Origin of the sequence: Streptomyces sp. PR69 (assembly GCF_026420845.1) — a bacterium.
Classification (GTDB): domain Bacteria; phylum Actinomycetota; class Actinomycetes; order Streptomycetales; family Streptomycetaceae; genus Streptomyces.
This window is the reverse complement of sequence record NZ_JAOWCB010000028.1, coordinates 13990-37880: the sequence shown is the minus strand read 5'-3', so window position 1 is coordinate 37880 and position 23891 is coordinate 13990. Positions and strand designations below refer to the sequence as shown.

19 protein-coding genes and 2 tRNA genes are annotated in these 23891 nt (G+C 69.7%); 17 read left to right on the top strand and 4 right to left on the bottom strand.

Annotated elements, in window-relative coordinates; all coding sequences use genetic code 11:
• Positions 1 to 86: 86 nt before the first annotated feature.
• Positions 87 to 1322, bottom strand: coding sequence for a GNAT family N-acetyltransferase (locus OF819_RS22795; protein ID WP_267245473.1), 1236 nt, complete (start codon positions 1320 to 1322; stop codon positions 87 to 89).
• Positions 1323 to 1428: 106 nt separating this feature from the next.
• Here OF819_RS22795 and OF819_RS22790 point away from each other — a divergent pair, with 106 nt between their 5' ends.
• Both OF819_RS22790 and OF819_RS22785 read left to right on the top strand, forming a co-directional pair.
• Positions 1429 to 2574: a PP2C family protein-serine/threonine phosphatase gene (locus OF819_RS22790; RefSeq protein ID WP_267245472.1), complete on the top strand. Its 1146-nt coding sequence runs from the start codon at positions 1429 to 1431 to the stop codon at positions 2572 to 2574.
• 246 nt (positions 2575 to 2820) lie between these two features.
• Positions 2821 to 3015 (top strand): hypothetical protein, encoded by a 195-nt coding sequence (locus tag OF819_RS22785; protein ID WP_267245471.1) that lies wholly within the window; start codon positions 2821 to 2823, stop codon positions 3013 to 3015.
• Positions 3016 to 3112: 97 nt separating this feature from the next.
• Here the strand turns inward: OF819_RS22785 and OF819_RS22780 are convergent.
• Positions 3113 to 3183: transfer RNA gene (locus OF819_RS22780), tRNA-Gly, on the bottom strand.
• 145 nt (positions 3184 to 3328) lie between these two features.
• Between OF819_RS22780 and OF819_RS22775 the strand changes: the two genes are divergently transcribed.
• From OF819_RS22775 to clpX, 5 genes are all read left to right on the top strand, one after another.
• Positions 3329 to 3405 (top strand) — tRNA-Pro (locus tag OF819_RS22775).
• A gap of 183 nt (positions 3406 to 3588) precedes the next feature.
• Entirely contained in the window at positions 3589 to 5022 is a 1434-nt protein-coding gene (tig, locus tag OF819_RS22770) for a trigger factor (protein WP_267245470.1), read from the top strand.
• Between the two features lie 315 nt (positions 5023 to 5337).
• Positions 5338 to 5943 carry an ATP-dependent Clp protease proteolytic subunit gene (locus OF819_RS22765; RefSeq protein WP_267245496.1) on the top strand — a complete coding sequence of 202 codons (606 nt, stop codon included), beginning with the start codon at positions 5338 to 5340 and terminating at the stop codon, positions 5941 to 5943.
• 57 nt (positions 5944 to 6000) lie between these two features.
• On the top strand, positions 6001 to 6675 hold the full coding sequence (locus OF819_RS22760; RefSeq protein ID WP_323748955.1) for an ATP-dependent Clp protease proteolytic subunit: 675 nt from the start codon (positions 6001 to 6003) through the stop codon (positions 6673 to 6675).
• Positions 6676 to 6820: 145 nt separating this feature from the next.
• Positions 6821 to 8104 carry an ATP-dependent Clp protease ATP-binding subunit ClpX gene (clpX, locus tag OF819_RS22755; RefSeq protein ID WP_240138660.1) on the top strand — a complete coding sequence of 428 codons (1284 nt, stop codon included), beginning with the start codon at positions 6821 to 6823 and terminating at the stop codon, positions 8102 to 8104.
• 69 nt (positions 8105 to 8173) lie between these two features.
• Here clpX and OF819_RS22750 read toward each other — a convergent pair whose 3' ends face one another.
• Entirely contained in the window at positions 8174 to 9106 is a 933-nt protein-coding gene (locus tag OF819_RS22750) for a hypothetical protein (protein WP_267245468.1), read from the bottom strand.
• A 137-nt stretch (positions 9107 to 9243) separates the two neighbouring features.
• Here OF819_RS22750 and OF819_RS22745 point away from each other — a divergent pair, with 137 nt between their 5' ends.
• Positions 9244 to 11868, top strand: a complete 2625-nt coding sequence (locus OF819_RS22745) for a valine--tRNA ligase (RefSeq protein ID WP_267245467.1) — start codon at positions 9244 to 9246, stop codon at positions 11866 to 11868.
• Positions 11869 to 11941: 73 nt separating this feature from the next.
• On the opposite strand, the gene OF819_RS22740 is transcribed toward OF819_RS22745, so the two are convergent.
• On the bottom strand, positions 11942 to 12949 hold the full coding sequence (locus OF819_RS22740; protein WP_267245466.1) for a rod shape-determining protein: 1008 nt from the start codon (positions 12947 to 12949) through the stop codon (positions 11942 to 11944).
• 113 nt (positions 12950 to 13062) lie between these two features.
• Between OF819_RS22740 and folC the strand changes: the two genes are divergently transcribed.
• The 9 genes from folC to OF819_RS22695 all read left to right on the top strand — a co-directional run bounded on the left by folC (position 13063) and on the right by OF819_RS22695 (position 23843).
• A complete protein-coding gene (gene folC / locus OF819_RS22735) occupies positions 13063 to 14553 on the top strand; it encodes a bifunctional tetrahydrofolate synthase/dihydrofolate synthase (RefSeq protein WP_267245465.1) in 1491 nt (496 codons plus the stop codon).
• 6 nt (positions 14554 to 14559) lie between these two features.
• The gene (locus OF819_RS22730) at positions 14560 to 14904 is read left to right on the top strand and encodes a DUF4233 domain-containing protein (protein WP_267245464.1); all 345 of its coding nucleotides are present in this window, start codon (positions 14560 to 14562) and stop codon (positions 14902 to 14904) included.
• A gap of 247 nt (positions 14905 to 15151) precedes the next feature.
• Positions 15152 to 15565: a nucleoside-diphosphate kinase gene (gene ndk / locus OF819_RS22725; protein ID WP_267245463.1), complete on the top strand. Its 414-nt coding sequence runs from the start codon at positions 15152 to 15154 to the stop codon at positions 15563 to 15565.
• Positions 15566 to 15817: 252 nt separating this feature from the next.
• Complete coding sequence (locus tag OF819_RS22720) at positions 15818 to 16837, top strand: rod shape-determining protein (protein ID WP_240138698.1); 1020 nt, start codon at positions 15818 to 15820, stop codon at positions 16835 to 16837.
• 143 nt (positions 16838 to 16980) lie between these two features.
• The gene (mreC, locus tag OF819_RS22715) at positions 16981 to 17964 is read left to right on the top strand and encodes a rod shape-determining protein MreC (protein ID WP_267245462.1); all 984 of its coding nucleotides are present in this window, start codon (positions 16981 to 16983) and stop codon (positions 17962 to 17964) included.
• 13 nt (positions 17965 to 17977) lie between these two features.
• Complete coding sequence (mreD, locus tag OF819_RS22710) at positions 17978 to 18655, top strand: rod shape-determining protein MreD (RefSeq protein WP_267245461.1); 678 nt, start codon at positions 17978 to 17980, stop codon at positions 18653 to 18655.
• A 129-nt stretch (positions 18656 to 18784) separates the two neighbouring features.
• Complete coding sequence (mrdA, locus tag OF819_RS22705) at positions 18785 to 21034, top strand: penicillin-binding protein 2 (protein WP_267245460.1); 2250 nt, start codon at positions 18785 to 18787, stop codon at positions 21032 to 21034.
• On the top strand, positions 21034 to 22239 hold the full coding sequence (rodA, locus tag OF819_RS22700; protein ID WP_267245459.1) for a rod shape-determining protein RodA: 1206 nt from the start codon (positions 21034 to 21036) through the stop codon (positions 22237 to 22239). Before mrdA ends, rodA begins: the two co-directional genes overlap by 1 nt.
• 74 nt (positions 22240 to 22313) lie before the next feature.
• On the top strand, positions 22314 to 23843 hold the full coding sequence (locus OF819_RS22695; RefSeq protein WP_267245458.1) for a CYTH and CHAD domain-containing protein: 1530 nt from the start codon (positions 22314 to 22316) through the stop codon (positions 23841 to 23843).
• Positions 23844 to 23891 lie beyond the last annotated feature (48 nt).

The window sequence follows — 23891 nt, the reverse complement described above, 5'->3', positions numbered from 1 at the left end:
AGGGCACGTCCCCGGCCCGGTTGCCCGGGCAGAGGACACGCAGGCGGCCGGGCACACCGCCCGGCCGGCCGGCGGCGGTCCGGTCGTCAGAAGCCGTGCGGCAGCCAGGGAGCCACGTCGCTGCCGAACGCCGACGACGCCTCCGCAAGCGCCCCCTCCCGCAGCTCCCGCACCCGGCCCGCGGCCGCCAGCGACGTCAGCGGAACCCCGCCCAGATACGCCGCACCCAGCTCACGAACCGTCAGGGACAACTCCGCGGGATCCTCCGTGCGTTCGCACGACGCGCCCTTCGCATCGCCCGTCAGCCGCCAGCGCCCCGCGTTCCACGGGCAGAAGTCGTCCGCCACCTCGAACACCACATCCACCGGCGTCCGGTAGGTCCGCGCGCTCAGCGCCGCGCCCACCTCCACCAGCCGCAGATGCAGCGAGTCCTGCAGCCGCACCCGGCAGCGCCGGATGTCCGACACCAGATGCTGCCAGGCGTCGTCCACAGGGCGGTTGCGGACATGGACCGTCGATGTGAGGTCGACGCCGCACAGGAACCGCCACAGAGCGGCGTACGCGGCCGGGTCCAGCGCCCCCAGATGCTCCAGTGCCACCGTGCCGTCGGGGCCCGCCTCATCCGACGACGGCTTGATGCGGAACAGCGCGTACCCGGCCGTCCGCCCGTCGCGGCCGGCCAGCACACACTGCAGCGGAGACGCCCCGCCGCGGTCCTCCGGAGGGTCCAGGAACGGCAGCCGCTCCCAGCCCGGCCGGCGGGCCAGCATGCCAGGACGCCCGGCGACCTCCGCCGCGTACACCGCCTCGCACTCCGCCCGCACCGCCGGGTCCGCCGGCTGCGCCAGCCGCAGCCGCAGCTCCCCGGCCCCCGGGACCTCGGCCAGCCGCACCCGGTCCGTGTCGATGTCCGCGGACAGCTGCCAGGTCGCGATCCCGTACCCGAACCGTCCGTAGATCGCAGGCTCGGAGGCCGTCAGCACGGCCAGCGGCTCGCCCCACGCCCGTACGTCGTCGAGCTGCCGCCGCATCATCGAGGTCAGCACCCCGCGTCGGCGGTGGGTCGACGCCACGCTCACCATCGTCACGCCCGCGGCGGGGACCAGCGCCCCGCCGGGCGTCGACAGCCGGAACGAGAACGCCCCCGCCGTCCCGACGCAGTCGTCCCCCTCCCACACTCCCAGCGATCGCTCGTGCTCCGTGAGCGCCTGCCACAGCTCGCGTTCCGCGGGCGCCGCGGGCACCCCGCCGAACGCCAGCTCCAGTACGCCGAACCACCGGTCCCACTCGGCCGGGCGCAGTACCCGAAGGTCTCCAGTCATATGCCATGGCTATCAGTCCGCCCGTCCCGACGCGACCCGATTTCGAACGCATTGTCATAGGGGTCCCCCTGCACGTGAGCGGGGCGGGTGGATAGGGTCCACGTCAATGGCACGTGGCCCCGCAGCAGACTCGTACACGGCCCGGACGCGCAGAGCAGTGCACCGGGCCCGCATCGCGCTGCGCAAATCCGGAGTCGACTACTTCAGGGGAGACGGCTCGGACTGGATAGCCCTGGCCGGGCTGCTCCTGACCATCCCCGTCCTCACCTGGGCGACCGTCGAGGCGCCGGTGTGGTGGTCCCCGGCGGCGCTGGTCCTGCCCATCGTGGCGGGCGGACTGCTGCTGCGCCCGGCGAGCCTGCTGAGCCTGTACGCGGCCGCCGCCGGCGCGCTGATCGTGGAGTCCGCGATCCTCGGGCCGTACACGGAAGGCCCGGCGCGGGTCACCCCCGGCACCGTCCTGGTGGTCGCGGCCTGTGGCTTCTTCGGACTGCTCATCGCGCAGTTCCGGGCCAGGGTCGGAGTGCCCTGGCGGCGCGGCGGCACCATGCTCTTCGACCTGCGCGAACGCATCCGGGTGCAGAGCGCGCTGCCCCGGCTGCCCAAGGGCTGGCACCGAGAGATGGCCCTGCGCCCGGCCGGCGGGCAGTCCTTCTCCGGCGACTTCGTGGTCGCCGCCCGCACCAACGGCGGCCGCACCCTGGAGGTCGTCCTCACCGACGTCTCCGGAAAGGGCATGGACGCCGCCTCCCGCGCCCTGCTGCTGTCCGGCGCGTTCGGCGGACTGCTCGGCTCGCTGCCGCCGCACGGCTTTCTGCCCGCCGCCAACGGCTACCTCCTGCGGCAGGACTGGGACGAGGGGTTCGCGACCTCTGTCCATCTCGTCCTCGACCTCGACTCCGGCGACTACGAGCTGCTCTCGGCCGGCCACCTGCCCGCGCTCCAGCTGCACGCCGGCAGCGGGCGCTGGGAGGAGAAGACCGCGGAGGGCCCGTTGCTCGGCGTCTACGACGGCGCGCAGTTCGACCCGGTCAAGGGCTCCCTGCGCCCGGGCGATGTGCTGATGCTCTTCACGGACGGCCTGGTGGAGGCGAACGACCGGGACATCAGCGAGGGCATGGACCGTCTCACCGGAGAGGCGGACCGCTATGTCGCCGCCAGCTTCCAGGGCGCGGCCTGGCATCTGATCGAGGCGGTCGCCAAGGACGTCAACGACGACCGCGCGCTGCTGCTGATCTGCCGCGAGGGGTGACCGGCGGGGGAGCCCCGTTGCGTGAACTCCCCGACGGGAGCGGCCGCTGGGAGCGGCTGTCAGCAGCGGCGTGGACAGCGGTGTGGGCAGGAGCGGGGCGGGCAGGAGTGGCGTGGACCACGCGTCGACGGCATGTCAGCGGGCAGCATGTACGGGGCCGTTGATGGCACGATGGTCCCGGCGGGGGCGTGCTGGGCCGAATGCCCCCAGGCCGGCAAGGCGGACCGACCGAGGGTGTGATCAGTTGTGGCCATTTCGTTCTCTGTGGTGCTGCTGTTGGCGATCGTCCTCGTGGTGTTGATCCGCGGCGGCTCACTCAAGGCCGGTCCGGCCATCGTCGCGGCCCTCTTCGGCTTCTTCCTCGCCTCGACGGGCATGGCCCCGTCCATCCAGCGGTTTCTCGACTCGATAGCGGCCACGATCAACGGGATCAGCTTCTGAGAAGCCGCTGATCTGAGAGGCACGCTGATCTGTGAGGCCTCCGAAACGACTCCGCCCGGGCCCGCGAGCTGCGGACCCGGGCCGGAAGCCTCGGCAGAGCGGGCGACGGGAATCGAACCCGCGTAGCTAGTTTGGAAGACTAGGGCTCTACCATTGAGCTACGCCCGCACACGCCACACCACGGCGCACGTCGCGTGAGGTCACGCGGGCCGCGGCGAGCAAGAGCATCGTAGCGGGTCCCGGGCCGTGGGTGCACACCCCGTTAAACGAGCAGGACAACCGCCGTCGGGCATGTACCCTACGTTCGCACCAACGGGGTGTGGCGCAGCTTGGCAGCGCGTCCGCTTTGGGAGCGGAAGGCCGTGGGTTCAAATCCCGCCACCCCGACCACTCGCCTCAGGCGCTGACAAGATCACGTTGTGGGGGCCGTCCTGCTTGCGGTTACTATGCAAGCTGCGTGCCCGTGTGTCTCATAAGGTCTCTCAGACCGGGTGTACCGGGCCGACCGGCTGGACCGCCGACCAAGCGGGACCAGCGGAATCTCAGAGAATCAGCCACCAAGGAGACCGAACCGTGAAGAGCGCCGTGGAGACCCTGAACCCGACTCGGGTTCGGCTCACTGTCGAGGTGCCCTTCGAGGAGCTCAAGGCCAGCCTCGACGCGGCGTACAAGAAGATCAACCAGCAGGTCACGGTCAAGGGCTTCCGCAAGGGCAAGGTCCCGGCCCGTGTGATCGACCAGCGGTTCGGACGCGGCGCCGTCCTGGAAGAGGCCGTCAACGACGCGCTGCCGAAGTTCTACACCGAGGCCGTCAACGAGGCCGAGGTGAACCCGCTCGGCCAGCCCGAGGTCGACATCACCGAGCTGAAGGACGGCGAGCTGCTGGCCTTCACCGCCGAGGTCGACATCCGCCCGGCCATCGAGATCCCGGACTACTCCGGCATCGAGGTCACCGTGGACGCCGTCGAGGTCACCGACGAGGACGTCGAGAAGTCCGTGGAGCAGCTGCGCGAGCGCTTCGCCTCCACCACCCCGGTCGAGCGCGCCGCCGCCGAGGGCGACGTCGTCACCCTTGACCTGGAGGCCAAGGTCGACGGCGAGGTGCTCGCCGACGGCAAGGCCGACGGCGTGCAGTACACCATCGGCTCCGGCGAGCTGCTCGACGGCATCGACGAGGCCGTGACCGGTCTGGAGGCCGGCGGCGAGGCCACCTTCACCTCCACCCTCAAGGGCGGCTCCGCCGAGGGCAAGGAGGCGGAGGTCACCGTCAAGGTCACTGCCGTCGCCGCCCGCGAGCTGCCCGAGCTGGACGACGACTTCGCCCAGATGGCGAGCGAGTTCGACACTCTCGAAGAGCTCAAGGCCGACAGCCGCAAGCGCCTGGCGAACATGAAGCAGTACGACCAGGCCACCCAGGCCCAGGAGCGCGTCCTGGACGAGCTGCTGAAGCTGGCCGAGGTGCCGATCCCCGAGAAGCTGCTCGAGGACGAGGTGCGCACCCGCAAGCACAACCTGGAGCACCACCAGCTCGGCCAGATGGGCCTCGACCTCGCCAAGTACCTGGAGATCCAGGGCAAGACCGAGGAGGAGTTCGACGCCGAGACCCGCGAGCAGGCGATCAAGGGCATCAAGACCCAGTTCATCCTCGACGAGCTGGTCAACAAGGAGAAGCTGAACGTCAACCAGGAGGAGCTCACCGAGCACCTCATGCGGCGTGCGGCCTCCTCCGGCATGAGCCCCGACCAGTTCGCCCAGGCCGTCGTCGAGAACAACCAGGTGCCGGTGCTCGTCGGCGAGGTCGCCCGCGGCAAGGCGCTGGCCGTGGTCGTGGAGGCCGCCAAGGTCCTCGACACCAACGGCGAGGTCGTCGACCTTGAGGACGAGGACGAGACCGAGGCCGCCGCCGAGACGGTCGAGGCCGTCGTCGAGGGCGAGTCCGCCGACGCCGAGCAGGCCGAGGAGAAGAAGGCCGAAAAGGCCGAGAAGGCTGACAAGCCGGAGGCCTGATCCTCCGCGGGCCCTCCCCGGGCCTGCCGTGGACCCCTGTGCGGGCCCCGGGCGCACTCCGCTGCGCCCGGGGCCCGCGCGCATCCGGACACCGCGCGCATCCGGGCACCATGCGCACCTCGTATCCCGCGCACACCATGGTTCCCGCACGTACCTTGCGCTCCGAGCGAACAGTTCGGGAACCGGGATGGCGTTGTCCTACCTGCGCGTTAGGGTCCATGAATACGAGGGCAGGTCAGTGGCCGCCCCCAGTGCCAAGACGTGTAAGACGGCCGCAGCCGTCAGAGACGAGCAGGTGGATACGTGACGAATCTGATGCCTTTCGCCGCCGGTGAGCCGTCCATCGGTGGCGGCCTCGGCGACCATGTGTACAACCGGCTGCTCGGCGAGCGGATCATCTTCCTCGGCCAGCAGGTCGACGACGAGATCGCCAACAAGATCACCGCTCAGATGCTGCTCCTTGCCGCCGACCCGGACAAGGACATCTACCTCTACATCAACAGCCCCGGCGGCTCGGTGACCGCGGGCATGGCGATCTACGACACCATGCAGTACATCCCGAACGACGTGGTGACGATCGGCATGGGCATGGCCGCCTCCATGGGCCAGTTCCTGCTGACGGGCGGCGCCGCGGGCAAGCGCTTCGCACTGCCGAACACCGACATCCTGATGCACCAGGGTTCCGCCGGCATCGGCGGCACCGCCTCGGACATCAAGATCCAGGCCGAGTATCTGCTGCGCACCAAGAAGCGCATGGCCGAGATCACCGCCCACCACTCCGGCCAGACCGTGGAGACGATCATCCGCGACGGCGACCGGGACCGCTGGTTCACGTCCGAGGAGGCCAAGGAGTACGGCCTCATCGACGAGATCATCTCTGCCGCGTCGGGCGTTCCTGGCGGCGGCGGCACCGGCGCCTGAGCCCGAGCCTGACGGACGGCCCCGGCGTCCCCGCCCCTCCCTCTGAGCCCCACCAGGATGGTGAACACCCACATGACTGACTTCTCCGCGAGCGGCCTCTACACCGGCCCCCAGGTGGACAACCGCTATGTCGTCCCGCGCTTCGTCGAGCGCACCTCGCAGGGCGTGCGCGAGTACGACCCGTACGCCAAGCTCTTCGAGGAGCGCGTGATCTTCCTCGGCGTGCAGATCGACGACGCCTCCGCCAACGACGTCATGGCGCAGCTGCTGTGCCTGGAGTCGATGGACCCGGACCGCGACATCTCCGTCTACATCAACAGCCCCGGCGGTTCCTTCACGGCGCTCACCGCGATCTACGACACGATGCAGTTCGTGAAGCCGGACATCCAGACGGTCTGCATGGGCCAGGCGGCCTCCGCCGCGGCCGTGCTGCTGGCCGCCGGCACGCCCGGCAAGCGCATGGCCCTGCCGCACGCGCGCGTGCTGATCCACCAGCCGTCCTCGCAGACCGGCCGCGAGCAGCTCTCCGACCTGGAGATCGCCGCCAACGAGATCCTGCGGATGCGCACCCAGCTTGAGGAGATGCTGGCCAAGCACTCCTCCACCCCGCTGGAGAAGATCCGCGACGACATCGAGCGTGACAAGATCCTCACCGCTGAGGACGCGCTCGAGTACGGCCTGATCGACCAGATCGTCTCCACTCGCAAGAGCGCGGCGGCAGCGGCCGCCTGACGAAACCCGCATCCTTGGCGCGGTACACGACAATGTGAACCGCGCCAAGGGGGGCCCGAACGGGGGGCCCGGCAAGGTACCGTCGGATATGAGGCACCAGGAGCCGGCTGCACCAAGCCGCTCCCAGGCGAAGGGGAAGCACCTCGTGGCACGCATCGGTGATGGCGGCGATCTGCTCAAGTGCTCGTTCTGCGGGAAGAGCCAGAAGCAGGTGAAGAAGCTCATCGCAGGCCCCGGTGTGTATATCTGCGACGAGTGCATCGACCTCTGCAACGAGATCATCGAGGAGGAGCTCGCCGAGACCTCGGAAGTGCGCTGGGAGGAACTCCCCAAGCCGCGCGAGATCTACGAGTTCCTTGAGGGGTACGTCGTCGGGCAGGAGCCCGCGAAGAAGGCCCTCTCGGTCGCGGTCTACAACCACTACAAGCGTGTCCAGGCCGGTGAGAACGGCGGCCCGCAGGGCAGGGACGACGGCATCGAACTCGCCAAATCCAACATCCTGCTGCTCGGCCCCACGGGCTCCGGCAAGACGCTCCTCGCGCAGACCCTGGCCCGTATGCTGAACGTCCCCTTCGCCATCGCGGACGCCACCGCGCTCACCGAGGCGGGCTATGTCGGCGAGGACGTCGAGAACATTCTGCTGAAGCTGATCCAGGCCGCCGACTACGACGTCAAGAAGGCCGAGACGGGGATCATCTACATCGACGAGATCGACAAGGTCGCCCGTAAGAGCGAAAATCCGTCGATCACCCGGGATGTCTCCGGCGAGGGCGTGCAGCAGGCCCTGCTGAAGATCCTGGAGGGCACCACCGCCTCCGTGCCCCCGCAGGGCGGGCGCAAGCACCCGCACCAGGAGTTCATCCAGATCGACACGACGAACGTCCTGTTCATCGTGGGCGGCGCCTTCGCCGGCCTGGAGAAGATCATCGAATCCCGGGCGGGCGCCAAGGGCATCGGCTTCGGCGCGACGATCCGCTCCAAGCGCGAGATCGAGGCCAGCGACCAGTTCCAGGAAGTCATGCCGGAGGACCTGGTCAAGTTCGGCATGATCCCGGAGTTCATCGGCCGCCTCCCGGTCATCACCTCCGTCCACAACCTCGACCGCGAGGCCCTCCTCAAGATCCTCGTCGAGCCGCGCAACGCGCTGGTCAAGCAGTACCAGCGCCTCTTCGAACTCGACGGCGTGGAACTCGACTTCGACCGCCCCGCCCTCGAAGCCATCGCCGACCAGGCCATCCTCCGCGGCACGGGCGCGCGCGGCCTGCGCGCCATCATGGAGGAGGTCCTGATGTCCGTGATGTACGAGGTGCCCTCCCGCAAGGACGTCGCCCGGGTGGTCATCACGGCGGATGTGGTCCACAACAACGTCAACCCGACGCTGGTCCCCCGGATCGTCAAGAACGACGGCCGCCACGAGAAGAGCGCGTAGCGCGATCCTGTGCACAGAAGGGCGCCCGGTCACCTCAGGTGACCGGGCGCCCTTCGCCTATGGCGCTTCCTACAGCTTGACGCGCACGTCGTTGCGCAGCTTGGCGGTCAGGCCGGCGGCCTCCTCGGCGCTGCCCGCCTTGCCGGTGATGGCCGCGGCCATGTCGATGGGCATCGCCAAGCCCACCGTGCTGTGGTCGGCCCAAGCGCACACCGTCATCGTGAACTCGCTCGGACCACCGCTCGAAGCGCCCGCGTCGGGCGTCGACTTGATGTCCTGGCACTTGAGGACCGCGCCCTTGAGCTCGGCGGGCGTGTACTCCTTCGGGCTGCCCACCAGCTCGGCCTCTTCGCGCTTGTCCTTCTCGGCCTCGGACCTCATATGGGCGAAGAGGCTGTCGAGGACCGCCTCCGGGTCCTCGATCTCGCCGTACACGCCGCTGAAGTGCAGCAGCTTGCCGGCCAGCGGGTTGTTCTCGTCCCCGGACTGATATCCGGCGCTGACCTTCTTGGCGTTCTTGACGCCCCAGGACTCGGCCTTCTTCATGTTCTTGTCGCCGGAGCCGCTGTTGGTCTCGTCCTTTTTGTACTCACTGCCGATCACCGTCTCCGGAGTGATCAGCTTGTGCGGCCCGTCATCCGCGACCGAGGAGCTGCTGCCGCCGCCCATCAGGTAGTACACCCCCGCGCCGAGCACCGCGAGCGCCACTGCCGCCGAGGCGACGATCAGGCCCGTCTTCTTCTTCGGGGCCGGCGGCGGGGGCGGGACCGGGGCGCCGGGGTAGCCGGGCTGCTGGGGGAAGGGCGGCTGCTGGCCGTACGGAGCGGGCTGGGGCGGCTGTCCGTACGGGCCCGGCTGCTGCTGCTGGGGGTAGCCATAGCCGGGCTGGGGCTGCTGGGGCTGCTGGGGGTACCCGTAGCCGGGCTGCGGCGGCTGCTGGCCGTACGGCCCGGGGTGCTGCGGGGGCTGGCCGCCGTACGGGCCCGGCTGGTTGTAGCTCATGGTCTGGGTTCCCCTCCAGATGCTTATGTGGTGCGAACATCCTGGCGGAAGCCGCGGCCCCGCGCGTCGGCGGGGCCCACTCCGTTACCGAACATTCCCGTTTCAGTACGAGCCTGTGACACCTCTAAACTGTGCCCGTGACCGAGAACTCATCGCAGCAGCCGCCAGCATCCGCCCCCGAACTGCCGACCCAGTACGCGCCGGCCGAGGTAGAGGGAGAGCTGTACGAGCGCTGGGTAGAGCGCGGTTACTTTGAGGCGGACGCCAAGAGCGACAAGCCCCCGTACACCATCGTCATCCCGCCGCCGAACGTCACCGGCAGCCTGCATCTGGGGCATGCCTTCGAGCACACGCTGATCGACGCCCTCACCCGCCGCAAGCGGATGCAGGGCTTCGAGGCGCTGTGGCAGCCCGGCATGGACCACGCCGGCATCGCCACGCAGAACGTCGTCGAGCGGGAACTCGCCAAGGAGGGCAAGTCCCGCCATGACCTCGGCCGGGAGGCGTTCATCGAGCGCGTCTGGCAGTGGAAGGGCGAGTCCGGCGGGCAGATCTCCGGGCAGATGAAGCGCCTGGGCGACGGCGTCGCCTGGTCGCGTGAGCGCTTCACCATGGACGAGGGCCTGTCCAAGGCCGTCCAGACGATCTTCAAGAAGCTCTACGACGACGAGCTGATCTACCGCGCCGAGCGGATCATCAACTGGTGTCCGCGCTGTCTGACGGCCATCTCGGACATCGAGGTGGAGTACCAGGACGACGACGGTGAGCTGGTCTCGATCCGGTACGGCGAGGGCGAGGAGTCCATCGTCGTCGCCACCACCCGCGCTGAGACGATGCTCGGCGACACGGCCGTCGCCGTCCACCCGGACGACGAGCGCTACCGCCACCTCGTCGGCAAGGAGATCGAGCTGCCGCTCACCGGCCGCCGCATCCCCGTCGTCGCCGACGCACACGTCGACCCCGAGTTCGGCACCGGCGCCGTCAAGGTCACCCCGGCCCACGATCCGAATGACTTCGAGATCGGCCAGCGCCATAACCTGCCGAACCTCGCCGTCATGGACGAGCACGCGATCATCACCGCGCATGGGCCGTTCCTGGGCCTTGACCGGCTGGAGGCGCGGAGCGCCATCGTCGGCGCCCTGCGCGCCGAGGGCCGGATCGTCGCCGAGAAGCGGCCGTACACCCACTCCGTCGGCCACTGCTCCCGCTGCAAGACCACCATCGAGCCGCGGCTGTCCATGCAGTGGTGGGTCAAGGTCGGCCCGCTCGCCCAGGCCGCGGGTGACGCCGTCCGCGACGGCAAGGTGAAGATCCATCCGCAGGAGATGGAGAAGCGGTACTTCGACTGGGTCGACAACCTCCACGACTGGTGCATCTCGCGCCAGCTGTGGTGGGGCCACCGCGTCCCCGTCTGGTACGGACCGGACGGCGAGGTCGTCTGCGTCGGCCCGGACGAGGAGCCCCCGTCCGGCGAGGGCTGGACCCAGGAGACCGACGTCCTGGACACCTGGTTCTCCTCCGGTCTGTGGCCGTTCTCCACGCTCGGCTGGCCCGAGCAGACCGAGAGCCTGGCGAAGTTCTACCCGAACTCCGTCCTGGTCACCGGCTACGACATCCTCTTCTTCTGGGTCGCCCGGATGATGATGTTCGGCCTGTACGCGATGGACGGCACCCCGCCGTTCCACACCATCGCCCTGCACGGCATGGTCCGCGACCAGTTCGGCAAGAAGATGTCCAAGTCCTTTGGCAACGCGGTCAATCCGCTGGACTGGATGGACAAGTACGGCTCCGACGCGCTGCGCTTCACCCTCGCCCGCGGCGCCAACCCGGGCGTCGACGTCCCGATCGGCGAGGACTGGGTCCAGGGCTCCCGCAACTTCGCCAACAAGATCTGGAACGCCACCCGCTTCGCGCTGATGAACGGCGCGACCGTCGAGGGCCCGCTGCCCGGCCCGGAGCAGATGTCCGCTGCCGACCGGTGGATCCTCTCCCGGCTCAACTCGGTCGTCGCCGAGGTGGACGCGTACTACGAGGACTACCAGTTCGCCAAGTTGTCCGAGACCCTGTTCCACTTCGCCTGGGACGAGGTCTTCGACTGGTATGTCGAGCTGTCCAAGACCACCTTCTTCGAGGGCGGCGAGCCGGCCCGGGTTTCCGGCCGGGTGCTCGGCGAGGTCCTGGACGTGATGCTGCGGCTGCTGCACCCGGTCGTCCCCTTCGTCACCGAGACGCTGTGGACCACGCTCACCGGGCAGGAGTCGGTCGTCATCGCCGACTGGCCGAAGGACAGCGGCTTTCGCGACCAGGCCGCCGAGCGGGAGATCGAGAACCTCCAGCAGGTGATCACCGAGGTCCGCCGCTTCCGCTCCGACCAGGGGCTGCAGCCCGGCCAGAAGGTCCCGGCCCGCCTGGATCTGTCCGGCGCCGAGCTGGCCGCGCACGAGCCCGCCATCCGGCAGCTGCTGCGTCTCCAGCCCGAGGGCGAGGGCTTCCACGCCACCGCGACCCTGCCGGTCGCCGGTGCGGTCGTCGCCCTCGACCTCTCCGGGGCGATCGACGTCCCGGCGGAGCGCAAGCGGCTGACGAAGGACCTCGGCGCGGCCGAGAAGGAGAAGGCGCAGGCGCAGGCGAAGCTCGGCAACGAAGCCTTCCTGGCCAAGGCCCCGGACCAGGTCGTCGACAAGATCCGTACCCGGCTGGCCAAGGCCGAGGAGGACATCGAGCGCATCACCGCGCAGCTGGCGGCGCTGCCGCAGGCGTAGCGCGCGGGCCCCTCGTCCTCACGCGCGCCGGACGGGCTGATTTTCCAGCCCGTCCGGCGCGTGAGGGCAGAAATCAAGCCGCGCGCAGCAGTCGGTGCAGACCGTCGAAGTCTTCCACGCACTTGCCCGAGCCGAGCGCCACACAGTCCAGCGGCGCCTCCGCCGGGAAGACCGGGATGCCGGTCGCCGAGGCCAGCCGCAGATCCAGGCCGGGGAGCAGCGCGCCGCCGCCGGTGAGGACGATGCCGTGCTCGATGATGTCGCCCGACAGCTCCGGCGGGCACTCCTCCAGCGTCGTGCGGACCGCCGCGACGATCGCCTCCACCGGTTCGTCCAGCGCCGCCCGCACCTCCGCCGCCGTCAGCTCATGGGTCTTGGGCAGCCCGCCGACCTTCTCCCGCCCTCGCACCAGGAACGTCCGCGGCTCGCGCTCCTCCCGGCCCGGCGCCGGCCAGGCGGAGCCGATCGCGACCTTCACATCCTCCGCCGTGCGCTCCCCGATGAGCAGGGCGTGCTCCTTGCGTACATAGTCGCTGATCGCCGTGTCCAGCCGGTCGCCGCCCACCCGCAGGGACTGCGAGGTGACAATGCCGCCCAGCGAGATCACGGCCACCTCTGTGGTGCCGCCGCCGATGTCGACGACCATCGAGCCGCGCGGCTCGGACACCGGCAGGCCCGCGCCGATCGCCGCGGCCATCGGCTCCTCGATCAGGTGCACGGCGCGCGCCCCGGACCGCTGCGCGGCGTGCACGATGGCGCGGCGCTCCACCGGGGTCACTCCGCTCGGCACGCACACGACCATCCGGGTGCGCGGCCTGCGGCCGGGCACCGCCTTGCGGACGAAGTGCCGGATCATCTCCTCGGCGGCCTCGTAGTCGCTGATCACTCCGTCCTTCAGGGGGCGGATCGCGGTGATCGAGCCAGGGGTGCGGCCGATGGTCTCCTTGGCCTCCGTGCCGACCGCGAGTGCCGTGCGCTCGCCCGCGCGGATCGCGACCACGGACGGTTCATTGAGCACGATGCCCTGACCACGGGCGTAGAGCAGGGTGTTGGCGGTGCCGAGGTCGATGCCTATGTCCATGATCGCCAAGTTTGCCCGGGCCCGCCGCGCTTCCGGCGGGTCGAAGGTCCTGAAACGGACAGGGCGAACGTCCTGTCGGCGGCGCTGTCGGCGGTCCTCCGTAGACTGGCCCTGTGAGTGAGCAGCCGGACCCCTTCGACGAGATCGTCGACGCCGAGACAGACCGTGACCCCGACCTGGCGGTGATCGAGGCCGGCAGTCGCACCCTGCGCGCACAGGCCGGTCCGCCCCAGGGCGACCCCGTTCCCGCGCGGCCCGCCGACCTGGAGGTGGACAAGGCGCTGCGCGAGGTCGAGGCGGAGCTGGCCACCCGCTGGGGCGAGACCAAGCTGGAGCCCTCGGTCACCCGGATCAAGGCCCTGATGGATGTGCTGGGCGAGCCCCAGCGCGCGTACCCGTCCATCCACATCACCGGGACGAACGGCAAGACGTCCACAGCCCGGATGATCGAGGCGCTGCTGGGGGCGTTCGAGCTGCGCACCGGCCGCTACACTTCGCCGCACGTCCAGTCGATCACCGAGCGGATCAGCCTGGACGGCGCGCCGATCGACGCCGAGCGTTTCATCGAGACCTACCGCGACGTCAAGCCGTATGTGGAGATGGTCGACTCCTCCCAGGACTACCGGCTCTCCTTCTTCGAGGTCCTCACCGGAATGGCGTATGCGGCCTTCGCCGACGCGCCCGTCGACGCGGCGGTCGTCGAGGTCGGCATGGGCGGCAGCTGGGACGCCACGAATGTGATCGACGCGGCGGTCGCGGTCATCACGCCGATCGACCTGGACCACACCGACCGGCTCGGCGAGACACCGGCCGAGATCGCCGGTGAGAAGGCGGGCGTCATCAAGGAAGGCGCGACGGTCATCCTGGCGCAGCAGCCGGTGGACGCCGCGCAGGTGCTGCTGAAGAAGGCAGTGGAGGCGGATGCGACCGTCGCCCGCGAGGGCATGGAGTTCGGGGTGCTCTCCCGTGAGGTCGCCGTCGGCGGACAGCTGCTGACGCTGCGCGGGCTCGGCGGGGAGTACACGGACATCTTCCTGCCGCTGTACGGGGCCCACCAGGCGCACAACGCGGCGGTGGCGCTGGCCGCGGTCGAGGCGTTCTTCGGCATCGGCGCGGGTCAGGCGCGGGCGCTGGACGTGGACGTCATCCGGCGGGCGTTCGCCTCGGTGGCCTCGCCTGGGCGGCTTGAGGTCGTCCGCCGCAGCCCGACCGTCGTCCTGGACGCGGCGCACAACCCGGCCGGGGCGCGGGCCACTGCGGCGGGCATCCAGGAGTCGTTCGGCTTCTCCCGGCTGATCGGCGTGGTGGGCGCCAGCGGCGACAAGGATGTGAAGGGGCTGCTCGAAGCATTCGAGCCGATCCTCGCGGAGGTCGTCATCACACAGAACTCCACCCATCGCGCGATGGACGCGGACGCGCTGGCGGCGATCGCGGTGGAGGTCTTCGGAGATGAGCGGGTCGTCGTCGAGCCGCGGCTCGACGACGCGCTGGAGGCGGCGATCACCCTCGCGGAGGAGGAGTCGGAGTTCGCCGGCGCGGGCGTCCTGGTGACCGGCTCGGTGATCACGGTCGGCGAGGCGCGGCTGCTGCTGGGGAAGGGCTGAGATCCAGTGCGTACGCTCTGTGCATCCACGCTGATCGGCGAATTCTTTGTGATCGGGTTCGCCGGTCTGGTGGCGATGAAGTCCGACGACCTGACGATGACCGCCGTGTGGACGGTCTGCGGCGTCGGGATGCTGTTCTCCCTGCTCCTGTGCGGCATGATCACCCGCCCGGGTGGGGTGCAGCTGGGCTGGGCGCTGCAGATCGCGCTGATCGTCAGCGGCTTCGTCATCCCCGCGATGTTCTTTCTCGGGGCGGTCTTCGCGGGGCTGTGGTGGGCGTCGATCCACTACGGCCGCGAGATCGACGCGGCCAAGTCCCGCTGGGCGTCCCAGCGGCCCGAGCCGCGGTAGCCCGCGGGGTCTTTTTCCTACTGGGGGCTCCGCCCCCAGACCCCCTCCGGGGGACGGCCTGCGGGGCGGCAGCTGGGCGAGATTGAGGCGCGGGGGCCGGAAACTCAGCCTCGCCGGCGATTGAGGCGCGGGGGTTCGGGGGCGGAGCCCCCGGGGGCGGGGTCCGGGGCGGAGCCCCGGTCACGGTGTGCCCGACACCCCCTGTAACCTCAGGACACCGCACCCGCACGCCTGCTAGGAGCCGTCCATGACCCAGCGCACCCTCGTCCTCCTCAAGCCCGACGCCGTGCGGCGGCGGCTCATCGGTGAGATCATCGGGCGTATCGAGGCCAAGGCGGGCTGGGCCATCACCGCGCTGGAGATGCGTGAGCTGGACCAGGGGACGCTGGAGCTGCACTACGGCGAGCACAAGGGGAAGCCCTTCTACGAGCCGCTCGTGGAGTTCATGGCCTCCGGACCCGTTGTGGCGCTGGTCGTCGAGGGTGAGCGGGTCGTCGAGGGCCTGCGCCGGCTCGCCGGGCCGACCGACCCGATCGCGGCCGAGCCGGGCTCCATCCGCGGCGACTTCGGCACGATCGTCCGGGAGAACCTGATCCACGCCTCGGACTCGGAGGAGTCCGCCATTCGGGAGCTGAAAATTTTCTTCCCCGGCCTTTCCTGATCAGCCGTCAGCCATACAGCGCTCAGAACCTGGGGCGACCGAAGGAATTCGGTCGCCCCCTGGCATATGAAACGCAATTTCGGGAACGGTTCGGCAAGACACCTCGTCACCTATACAGAGGTGGACCACCGAGCAGTGTCCGTGCAGGCGGCACTACGATGTAAGCCTCACACCACTGCAGCCACCTCGCCGTCCTAAAAAGCCATCAACGCTCGATTTGGGAAGGCCAGACGCATCCTCATGGGGAACAACATGTCGTTCATCGGCCGTGACATGGCTGTCGACCTCGGGACCGCCAACACGCTGGTGTACGTCAGGGGCCGGGGGATCGTCCTCAACGAGCCGTCCGTCGTCGCCATCAACACCAACACGGGCGGCATCCTCGCGGTCGGCGCCGAGGCGAAGAAGATGATCGGCCGGACACCGGGCAACATTGTTGCCGTCCGGCCGCTGAAGGACGGCGTCATCGCCGACTTCGAGATCACCGAGCGGATGCTCCGCTACTTCATCCTGAAGATCCACAAGCGCCGGTATCTCGCCCGGCCGCGTGTCGTCGTCTGTGTGCCCTCCGGCATCACCGGCGTCGAGCGCCGCGCGGTCATCGAGGCGTCGACGCAGGCGGGCGCCAGACAGGTGCACATCATCGAGGAGCCGATGGCGGCCGCCATCGGCTCCGGACTCCCGGTCCATGAGGCCACCGGCAATATGGTCGTCGACATCGGCGGCGGCACCACGGAAGTCGCCGTCATCTCGCTCGGCGGAATCGTCACAGCACAGTCCATCCGCGTCGCCGGCGATGAGCTGGACAACGCGATCATCCAGCACATCAAGAAGGAGTACTCCCTCCTGCTCGGCGAGAGGACGGCCGAGAGCATCAAGATCACCATCGGCTCGGCCTATGACATGGACCAGGACGAACACACCGAGATCCGCGGTCGGGACCTTGTCTCCGGTCTCCCCAAGACCGTCGTCATCTCGGCCGCCGAGGTCCGCAAGGCCATCGAGGAACCGGTCAACGCGATCGTCGACGCCGTGAAGACCACCCTCGACAAGTGCCCGCCGGAGCTCTCCGGCGACGTCATGGACCGCGGCATCGTCCTCACCGGCGGCGGTGCGCTGCTGCGCGGACTGGACGAACGGCTCCGCCGTGAGACCGGGATGCCCATCCATATCGCCGAAGACCCGCTCGACTCCGTGGCCCTCGGCTCGGGCAAGTGCGTCGAGGAGTTCGAGGCGCTGCAGCAGGTGCTGGACGCCCAGCCCCGCCGCTGACCGTCCCCCGAACGGCCGCATAAGGTTCCCCCTGGGTCTCAAGGACCCGGGGGGACCCCCCGTATGGGGGTCTGCCGACCCATACGGCCCATCGTTGACATAGAGACACCGATATTCCTACGAGGAAGGCACGGCCGCCGCACGTGAGGGACACACGAGAGAGCCGGCTGCTCCTGGTTCTGCTGGTCGCCACCGCGTTCGCACTGATCACGGTGGACATCCGCGGCGGCGAGGAGTCACCCGTCGACGGCGCCCGGCAGGCCGCCGCCGCAGTCTTCGGCCCCGTAGAGAAGGGCGTCGCGGCCGCGGTCGATCCCGTCGGCAACGCCATCGGGGCCGTACGGGACTCCGGCGAGCGGCACGACCGCATCAGCGAACTGGAGCGGGAGAACACTCTGCTGAGACAGAGGCTCGGCAGTGACGACCGCACCAAGAGCCGGGTGCAGCAGCTCGACAAGCTCCTCAGGACGGCCGGAGCCGGCCAGTACGGCATCAAGGGCGCCCAAGTCATCGCCATAGGCGCCGCCCAGGGCTTCTCCTGGACCGTCACCATCGACGCCGGCTCCCGCGACGGCGTCGAACGCGATATGACCGTGCTCAACGGCGACGGGCTCGTCGGACGGGTCACCACCGTCGGCCCCGACACCGCCACCGTGCTGCTCGCCAGCGACCCGGACTTCACCGTCGGCACCCGGATGGAGAAGACCGACGAACTCGGCTTCGCCACCGGCCAGGGCGACCGCCCCCTCTCCGTCCAGCTGCTCAACGGCAAGGCCAAGGTCAAGAAGGGCGACCGGCTCGTCACCTTCGGCTCCCAGGCGGGCAAGCCCTTTGTGCCCGGGGTGCCGGTGGGTGAGGTCGTCCGCGTCGATCCTTCCGGCGGAGACCTCACCCGAAACATCTACGTCCGCCCATTCGCCGCCTTCACCAAGCTCGACATCGTCGGCGTCGTCGTCCAGGCGCCGCGCAGCGACCCGCGGGACACGGTCCTGCCGCCCAAGCCCGCCAAGCCCAAGCCGACGCCCACCGTCACGGTCACCGTCACCGCCGACCCGGACAGCCCGGACGGCGCGGAAGGCCAGTTCGAAGGCCGCCGCGACGGCCAGTTCGACGACACGCAGCAGTAGGAGCTGATCCGCCATGCGCTTCAACCGGATGCTGCTCTCCACGACCCTCGTCGTGGTCGCCCTCGTCATCCAGGTCTCGGTCCTCGCCCGCCTCCAGCTCCCCGGCGCGGTCCCCGACCTGCTGCTGCTGACCGTCCTCGGACTCGCCTTCGTCTATGGACATCTGGCGGGCGCGTTCATCGGCTTCGGCGCCGGACTGCTCGCCGATCTGGCCCCGCCCGCCGACCATGCCGCCGGCCGCTATGCGCTCGTGCTGTGCGTCATCGGATATCTCGCCGGACTGGTGCGCCCCGAGAACGGCCAGCTCAAGTCGGCCGCCGCGCCCATGGCCGCCGTCGTCGCCGCCGCGATCGGCTCCACCCTCCTCTACTCCGGCGTGGGCGCGCTCGTCGGCGACACCGCGGCCCGCCAGGTCGGTCTGGGGAGCCTGCTGCTCACCGCCGCGATCTACGATCTGCTGCTCGCGCCGTTCACCGTGCCGCTGATCATGGCCCTCGCCAGGCGCGCGGACAACGACCCGCTCGCCGAGTCCCAGACCGGCGGCGCCCAGGACGTCTCCAAGGGCTGGCTCCCCGCCTCCGGCACCGGGCTGCGCATCGGCAGCCAGCGAGGACTGCGCCTCAAGGCGGCCCGCGCGCGCGCCACCCGAGCCACCCGCGGCGCGCGCATCAAGGGAATCAGACGGCTGTGACCGCGCAGACGGAGCAGACCACGCAGACGGAGCAGGCCGCGCAGGCCGCGCAGGCCGCGCAGATCGAGAAGACCGACCCGCCCGTGATCGAGCGAACACACCGAACACCAAGGTGACCGAGGGGGCAGCGTGAGCAATATTCCCGAGACCGGGCGGACCCCCCGAGTCCAGATCCGGCTCGTCATCATCCAGGTACTCGTCTTCTCTCTCCTCTTCACCCTCGGCGGCCGGCTCTGGTATCTCCAGATCCGCAATGGCGACGAATTCACCGACGAGGCGAAGAGCAACCACGTCCAGCGGGTCGTCCAGCCGGCTGTCCGCGGCTCCATCCTCGACGCCCGCGGCGTGCCCCTCGCCGACAACGAGACCCGGCTCGTCGTCTCGGCCTCCCGCACCGAGCTGATGAAGATGAAGGACGACGGCAAGGCCGTCCTCACCCGGCTGGCCGGAGTCCTCGGGATGACGCCGAAAGAGGTCATGGACAAGGTCCGCCTCTGCAACAACGAGACCCCGCAGCCCTGCTGGAACGGCTCCCCGTACCAGCCCATCCCGGTCACCGACGAGGCCACCACCCAGCAGGCCCTGCAGATCCGCGAACGCGCCGAGGACTTCCCCGGCATCACCGCGGAACCCACCGCCGTACGCCGCTACCCCGCGCCCGGCAAGGCCAACACCGCACAGGTCCTCGGCTATCTGTCGCCGGTCACCGACGAGGAGATCGCCAAGGCCAAGGACACCGACTCCCCCTTCCTCCGCTCCGACCAGGTCGGCCGCTCCGGCCTTGAGCGCACCTACGACAAGGAGCTGCGCGGCAAGGCCGGGGTGACCTCGTACGAGGTCGACAAGCTCGGCCGCGTCATGGGGCAGACCCAGGCCGAACCGGCCCAGCCCGGCTCCAACGTCATCACCAGTATCGACGCCCATGTGCAGCGCGTGGCCGAATACGAGCTGAACGAGGCGATGAAGGCCGCCCGCAAGGAGACCGACAAGGTCACCGGCCGTAAGTACGAGGCCGACTCCGGCGCCGTCGTGGTACTGGAATCCAAGACCGGCCGGGTCATCGCCATGGCCTCCAACCCCACCTACGACCCCAATGCCTGGGTCGGCGGCATCTCCGGCAAGGACTACGCCAAACTCACCGGCGACGGCTCCAACTACCCGCTCCTCAACCGCGCCATCCAGGGCCAGGCGGCCCCCGGCTCCATCTTCAAGGTGGTCTCCGCGAGCGCCGCCGTCCGGGCCGGCTACGACTTCGACGGCAACTACAACTGCTCCAGCTCCTACAGCCTCGGCGGCCAGGTCTTCCGGAACTTCGAATCCCGCGGCTATGGGCCCATCAGCCTCGGCCGGGCGCTGGAGGTCTCCTGCAACACCGTCTTCTACGCGCTGGGCCACAAGGAGTGGCAGCGCGACGGCGGCAACAAGCCCAAGAAGAACCCCGGCGACTGGTTCTACAAGACCGCCCATGACTTCGGCCTCGGCGCGAAGACCGGCATCGACCTGCCCAACGAGGTCAGCGGCCGCATCCCGGACCGCCAGTGGAAGAAGGACTTCTGGAAGGCCAACAAGGACATCTGGTGCAAGACCGGGAAGAAGGACGGCAGCTACGCCGAGAAGATCGCCTATGAGAACTGCCTCGAAGGCAACCGGCTGAAGGCGGGCGACAGCATCAACTACGCCATCGGCCAGGGCGACATCCTCGTCACCCCCCTCCAGATGGCCGTCATCTACTCGTCCATCAGCAACGGCGGCACCCTCTACGACCCCACCGTCGGCAAGGCCGTCATCAGCCCCGACGGCAAGCACATCAAAGAGATCAAGCCCAAGTCCCACGGCAGGCTGCCGATAGACGCCAAGACCATCGGCAAGCTGGACAATGCGCTCCGCTCCGTCGTGGAGAGCGGCACCGCCTCCTGGCGCTTCCAGGGCTGGCCGCAGGACAAGATCCCGATGCACGCCAAGACCGGCACCGCCCAGGTTTACGGCAAGCAGACCACCTCGTGGTTCGCCACCTACACCGACGACTACACCATCGTGATGACGATCTCCCAGGGCGGCACCGGCTCCGGTGCGTCAGGACCGGCCGTGCGCAATATCTACGAGGCGATGTACGGGCTCGACGAGGAAGGCAACCAGGACCTGAGCAAGGCCCTGCTGCCCAAGCCCCAGACGGCTCTGCCCAAGATCCAGCCCGATGGGACGATCGACGCCCCGAAGGTCAGGCCGTACGAGCCCGGGAAGGCCGAGGACGGCGAACAGGCGGAGGACCCGGACGGCGGCGAACAGCGGCCGGACGCCCCCGACGCCGACCCCGACGCCGGAGAACAGCAACCGGGCGACGACCTGCTGGCCGGCCCGCCGGGACGGAGGCAGCCCTGATGCCCCCCGCCGCCAAGAGCTTCTCCGTCTCCGGCTACGGGCCCGACCGGGCCGGAATGTGGCACCGCATCACCGCGCGCGACTCGGTGATGCGCCGCCTCGACTGGCCGCTGCTGCTGTCCTCGCTCGTGCTGTCGTTCATCGGCGCCCTGCTGGTCTGGTCCGCGACCCGCAATCGCACGGAGCTCAACCAGGGAGATCCGTACTACTTCCTCTTCCGGCACGCCCTCAACACCGGCATCGGCGTGGCGCTGATGATCGCCACCGTCTGGCTGGGCCACCGCACCCTGCGCGGCGCGGTCCCCGTGCTGTACGGGATCTCTGTCATCCTCGTCCTGCTGGTCCTCACCCCCCTGGGCGCGACGATCAACGGCGCGCACGCATGGATCGTCATCGGCGGCGGCTTCTCCCTCCAGCCGTCGGAGTTCGTCAAGATCACCATCATTCTGGGGATGGCGATGCTGCTGGCCGCACGCGTGGACGCGGGCGACCACCTGTACCCCGACCACCGTGTGGTCGCCAAGTCCCTGGGCGTGGCGGCCATCCCGATGGCCATCGTGATGCTGATGCCGGACCTTGGCTCCGTAATGGTGATGGCCGTGATCGTCCTCGGGGTGCTGCTGGCCTCCGGGGCGTCCAACCGCTGGATCCTCGGCCTGCTGGGCGCGGGCGTCTTCGGAGCCGTACTGGTCGCCGTGCTCGGCCTGCTCGACGAGTACCAGATCAACCGCTTCGCCGCCTTCGCCAACCCCGAACTCGACCCGTCCGGCGTCGGCTACAACACCAACCAGGCGCGGATCGCCATCGGCTCCGGCGGGCTGCTGGGCACCGGGCTGTTCAAGGGCTCCCAGACCACCGGCCAGTTCGTGCCGGAGCAGCAGACCGACTTCGTCTTCACCGTGGCCGGCGAGGAGCTCGGTTTCGTCGGGGCGGGCTTCATCCTGTTCCTGCTCGGCGTGGTGCTGTGGCGCGCCTGCCGTATCGCCCGCGAGACCACCGAGCTGTACGGCACGATCGTCGCCGCCGGGATCATCGCCTGGTTCGCGTTCCAGTCGTTCGAGAACATCGGGATGACGCTGGGGATCATGCCGGTGGCCGGGCTGCCGCTGCCGTTCGTGTCCTACGGAGGCTCGTCGATGTTCGCGGTCTGGGTGGCGATCGGACTCCTGCAGTCGATCAGAGTGCAGAGGCCGATAACGGCATAGCCCGGCCCAGCCCGCCGCAGCGTGGCGCGGAACTGCCCCTGCCGCGATCCGCCCGGGCGAACTAGATTCGGTTCATGGCGGACACAAAGCGCGAGATCGAGCGGAAGTACGAGGCCACCCCCCGGACAGCACTGCCCGACCTGACGAAGGTCAGCGGCGTGGCGGAGGTCGTCGACAAGGGCGTCGCAGAGCTGGACGCCGTCTACTACGACACCCAGGACCTGCGGCTCGCCGCCGCCTCCATCACGCTGCGCCGCAGAACCGGCGGCGACGACGCCGGCTGGCACCTCAAGCTGCCCGTCGCACCCGGAGTCCGGGACGAGATCACCGCCCCCCTGTCGGACTCCCTCCCCAGAAGTCTCGCCGCCCTCGTCCGCGCCCGCGTCAGAGACGCCCCGACCGTGCCGGTGATGCGGCTGCTCTCCCGGCGCGAGCTGCGGCAGCTCACTGGCGCCGACGGCGCCCTGCTCGCCGAGCTGAGCCGGGACGCGGTGCGCGCGGAACGGCTCACCGACGGCGGACGCGTGGCCGAGTGGGACGAGATCGAGGTCGAACTCGCCGACGGCACACAGCCCGCCTTCCTCGACGCCGTCGACAAGAAGCTGCGCAAGGCGGGGATCGAGCAGGCCACATCCCCGTCGAAACTGGCACGGGCGCTCGCCGAGACCGCCCCGGAGGGCGAGCGGCCCCCGGCGCCGCGGCAGCCGTCCCGGCCGCGGACCGCCGGCGACCACATCCTCGTCTATCTGCGCGAACAGGTCGACGCGCTCCTCGCCTACGACCCCGCCGTACGCCGGGACCTGCCCGACTCCGTCCATCAGATGCGGGTCGCCAGCCGCCGCCTGCGCAGCGCCTTCCGGAGCTACCGGAAGATCATCGACCGGGCGGCCACCGACCCCATAGGGGACGAGCTGCGCTGGCTCGCCGCTGAGCTGGGCTTCGCCCGCGACCAGGAGGTCCTCACCGAGCGGCTGCGCGCCCGCATCGACGAGCTGCCCCGGACGCTGCTGCTCGGGCCCGTCCGCGGCCGGCTGCGCATCTGGTCCGCCGCCCGCGGCTCCGGCACCCGCCGCCGGGCCGTGGCGGTCCTCGACAGCAAGCGCTATCTCGCACTGCTGGACTCCCTGGAGGCGCTGCTCGCCGATCCGCCGCTGCTGAAGGCCGCGGCCGGCCCGGCGGAGAAGGCGCTGCCCACGGCGGTCCTCAAGGACTACGACCGCCTCGCCCAGCGCGTCGAGACCGCTCTCTCCCTGCCCGAAGGCGAGGAGCGCGACCTCGCCATGCACGACGCCCGCAAGGCGGCCAAGCGCGCCCGGTACGCGGGGGAGGCGGCCACGGCGGCGCTCGGCAAGCCGGCCAAACGGTTCGCCGGCCGTATGAAGGCCGTCCAGACGGTCCTCGGCGACCACCAGGACAGCGTCGTCGCCCGCGAGGCCCTGCGGAATCTGGCGATCCAGGCCCATGCGGCGGGGGAGTCGGCCTTCACCTGGGGCCTGCTGTACGGCCGCGAGGAGGCCGCGGCGGCCGCACGGGAGCGGGAGCTGCCTCAGGTGTGGGCGAAGGCGGCGGACCCGGGGGTGACGGGGGCGCTGCGGGACGGCTGAGCGGCGCTGCGGGACGGCTGAGCCGATCGCGTACGGGCTGAGCCGATC

Excerpts from the sequence above, each read along its gene's own strand:
- OF819_RS22740 (WP_267245466.1), bottom strand. The coding sequence starts at position 12,949 with ATGGACATAGGCATCGACCTCGGCACCGCCAACACCCTGCTCTACGCC.
- mreD (WP_267245461.1), top strand. The coding sequence starts at position 17,978 with ATGCGCTTCAACCGGATGCTGCTCTCCACGACCCTCGTCGTGGTCGCC.
- OF819_RS22695 (WP_267245458.1), top strand. The coding sequence starts at position 22,314 with ATGGCGGACACAAAGCGCGAGATCGAGCGGAAGTACGAGGCCACCCCC.
- OF819_RS22765 (WP_267245496.1), top strand. The coding sequence starts at position 5,338 with ATGCCTTTCGCCGCCGGTGAGCCGTCCATCGGTGGCGGCCTCGGCGAC.
- OF819_RS22720 (WP_240138698.1), top strand. The coding sequence starts at position 15,818 with ATGTCGTTCATCGGCCGTGACATGGCTGTCGACCTCGGGACCGCCAAC.
- rodA (WP_267245459.1), top strand. The coding sequence starts at position 21,034 with ATGCCCCCCGCCGCCAAGAGCTTCTCCGTCTCCGGCTACGGGCCCGAC.
- ndk (WP_267245463.1), top strand. The coding sequence starts at position 15,152 with ATGACCCAGCGCACCCTCGTCCTCCTCAAGCCCGACGCCGTGCGGCGG.
- OF819_RS22760 (WP_323748955.1), top strand. The coding sequence starts at position 6,001 with ATGGTGAACACCCACATGACTGACTTCTCCGCGAGCGGCCTCTACACC.
- OF819_RS22795 (WP_267245473.1), bottom strand. The coding sequence starts at position 1,322 with ATGACTGGAGACCTTCGGGTACTGCGCCCGGCCGAGTGGGACCGGTGG.
- OF819_RS22790 (WP_267245472.1), top strand. The coding sequence starts at position 1,429 with ATGGCACGTGGCCCCGCAGCAGACTCGTACACGGCCCGGACGCGCAGA.
- OF819_RS22750 (WP_267245468.1), bottom strand. The coding sequence starts at position 9,106 with ATGAGCTACAACCAGCCGGGCCCGTACGGCGGCCAGCCCCCGCAGCAC.